This window comes from Telluria sp. LT2P80, from assembly GCF_059685955.1.
This window is the reverse complement of the sequence record NZ_JCASIO010000029.1, coordinates 1-2,115: the sequence shown is the minus strand read 5'-3', so window position 1 is coordinate 2,115 and position 2,115 is coordinate 1. Positions and strand designations below refer to the sequence as shown.

Sequence of the window (2,115 nt, the reverse complement as noted above, 5' to 3'; positions counted from 1 at the left end):
CAAACAAAAATGGTTGACCACCTGGAAAGATGTGATGTAGAGTGAATCAGTTGATTCACGCCTTACCCCACCTTCCCATGACTGACCGAATTCGAACCACTATCTCCCTCACGCCAGAGGCCTATCACATTTTCAAGCGCATGGCCGACGCCGCTAATACGTCTGTGTCTCGCTGCATGGGTGATTGGTTGAGCGATACAGCAGATGCGGCTGAGATGATCACTTTGAAGATGGAAGAGGCGAAGAGTGCTCCAATGGCTGTATTACGGGAAATGCAGTCCCTTCTAGTCGGAATGGGTGAGGCCGTGATCGAGACGAAGAAGGGTATCCGGGATGTCCAAACCCGCGAACGCACCGCCCGCGCTACTGCACGGACGGCGCGTATCGCGGGTTTGGAGGCTCTCGGCGCTCCTATCCCCCCGTCTAGTAATACGGGGGGAAAGTCCCCGACGTCTAAGACCCCTACTGCCCGGAAAGTGTCGAAAAAATGAACCTGTCTACTGTCGATTGGTTCGGGTTTCGCTCGAAGGGTGACATCCCAGAGGTCATAGAAGGCCTTAGGAACGCTTTTAGCCCTGATATGCCCCGTCTTACCTCCCATCGTCGCAAAGGCGGCTGGAATGGCTTCAAATCGTCTGCAAACTTGTGTTTGGGAGATATGGTGGTCGGGATGATGGCGTATGGTGGGGAAAGCCAGCGCGGTAACGTTTCCGTGAACATTTCCGGGGTCGGGTGTGCGTGGATGAAGAGTGATTGGGACGAAGTGCAGGATGCGGTCGATGGGCTTCCAGACTACGAGCTTCGCCGGGTCGATATCGCTCTCGATACGTTCAAGCGGGAAGTGACGCATGACAAGGTTGTCCAGGCATACCGGGATGGGCTGTTTACCCTCTCCGGCCGTCCGCCTTCGATGACTCGCATCGAGCCGGAAGACCCATTGGACGGTGCGACCGTTTATGTCGGCAAGCGTGAGAATGCGAAGTTCTTACGGTGCTACGAGAAGGGCTACGAAATGGCGAAGTCTTTTCCGCGTGGTTTCGTTACTGAGTTCAATGGCGTGCCCGTCGAAGACATCTACCGGGTAGAGCTTGAATTGAAGGCCAAAGACGGTCCGTTGCCGATCGACTTGATCGACAAGAGGGACCAGTATTTTGCAGGCGCATATCCGTACCTGCAAACGGTCATTGATGTGAAGCCTGAGGTCTTCGTCCACTCCCGCTACAAGGCGCCACAGAACGACCTTGCCGGAATGCTGGCAAATATCCGGCAGCAGTATGGAAGTACGCTTTTCACTGCACTCATGGCCTATCAGGGCGACATCGGCGCTGTATGGGAGAAGATCGTAGGGCACAAACACAACGCGGATTTGCTTGCTTCTGGCGTACTGTTGGTTGAACACGAATGACTAATAAATCCAAACGCGAAATATTGGATGCTGCACATGCTGATCTTCGTAAAAACTATCCTGTTATAGCGGAAAAAAAACCTCTTGCCATTGGTGTGTACGAAGAGGTGTTAGCTATTGTTCTTGACCCCAAAATCGTATCTTTCATCCTTGGAAAGCACACAAGAAGCAGGAAATACTTGAAGGCTGTCAGCTTAGGTGGGAAGCGATTTCATTTAGACGGTTCCGAATCTGAAGAGATATCAGAGCTACACCAGGCTGATGCGGTAAGAAAAATTGCTGATCGAGATGCTGAAATAGCGAAGAAAAAAATTGTTAAAGAAGAGCCTAAAACAGTTGGAAAACGGGAGCTGACAGCTGAAAAAAAAGATGGTTTAGCGTTTCAGACTACAAAAATAACTGTGAAGAAGAAGCGTACTTTTCAAGTGGACACTAAGGCTTGAAGTGATGCACTGCCTACCTTGGTGATGCACTCTCCAACTGTAGCGGGGTATGGGCCGCAGGGCCCATGCAAGCATACTGAGTTTGCATTTTTGGGTCGCATAGGTGCGGCCTTTTTTCTTGATCAACTTGCGACAGTGCTCGCGCCATGCCAAACAAAAATGGTTGACCACCTGGAAAGATGTGATGTAGAGTGAATCAGTTGATTCACGCCTTACCCCACCTTCCCATGACTGACCGAATTCGAACCACTATCTCCCTCACGCCAG

2 protein-coding genes are annotated in these 2,115 nt (G+C 51.3%); both read left to right on the top strand.

Going from position 1 to position 2,115, the window contains the following annotated elements:
- Positions 1–487 precede the first annotated feature (487 nt).
- Positions 488–1,405 carry a replication initiation factor domain-containing protein gene (locus tag AC56LW_RS24010; RefSeq protein ID WP_499638369.1) on the top strand — a complete coding sequence of 306 codons (918 nt, stop codon included), beginning with the start codon at positions 488–490 and terminating at the stop codon, positions 1,403–1,405.
- On the top strand, positions 1,402–1,848 hold the full coding sequence (locus tag AC56LW_RS24005; protein ID WP_499638366.1) for a ProQ/FINO family protein: 447 nt from the start codon (positions 1,402–1,404) through the stop codon (positions 1,846–1,848). Before AC56LW_RS24010 ends, AC56LW_RS24005 begins: the two co-directional genes overlap by 4 nt.
- Positions 1,849–2,115 lie beyond the last annotated feature (267 nt).

Coding starts and splice junctions, on each gene's coding strand:
- AC56LW_RS24010 (WP_499638369.1), top strand. CDS start 488: ATGAACCTGTCTACTGTCGATTGGTTCGGGTTTCGCTCGAAGGGTGAC.
- AC56LW_RS24005 (WP_499638366.1), top strand. CDS start 1,402: ATGACTAATAAATCCAAACGCGAAATATTGGATGCTGCACATGCTGAT.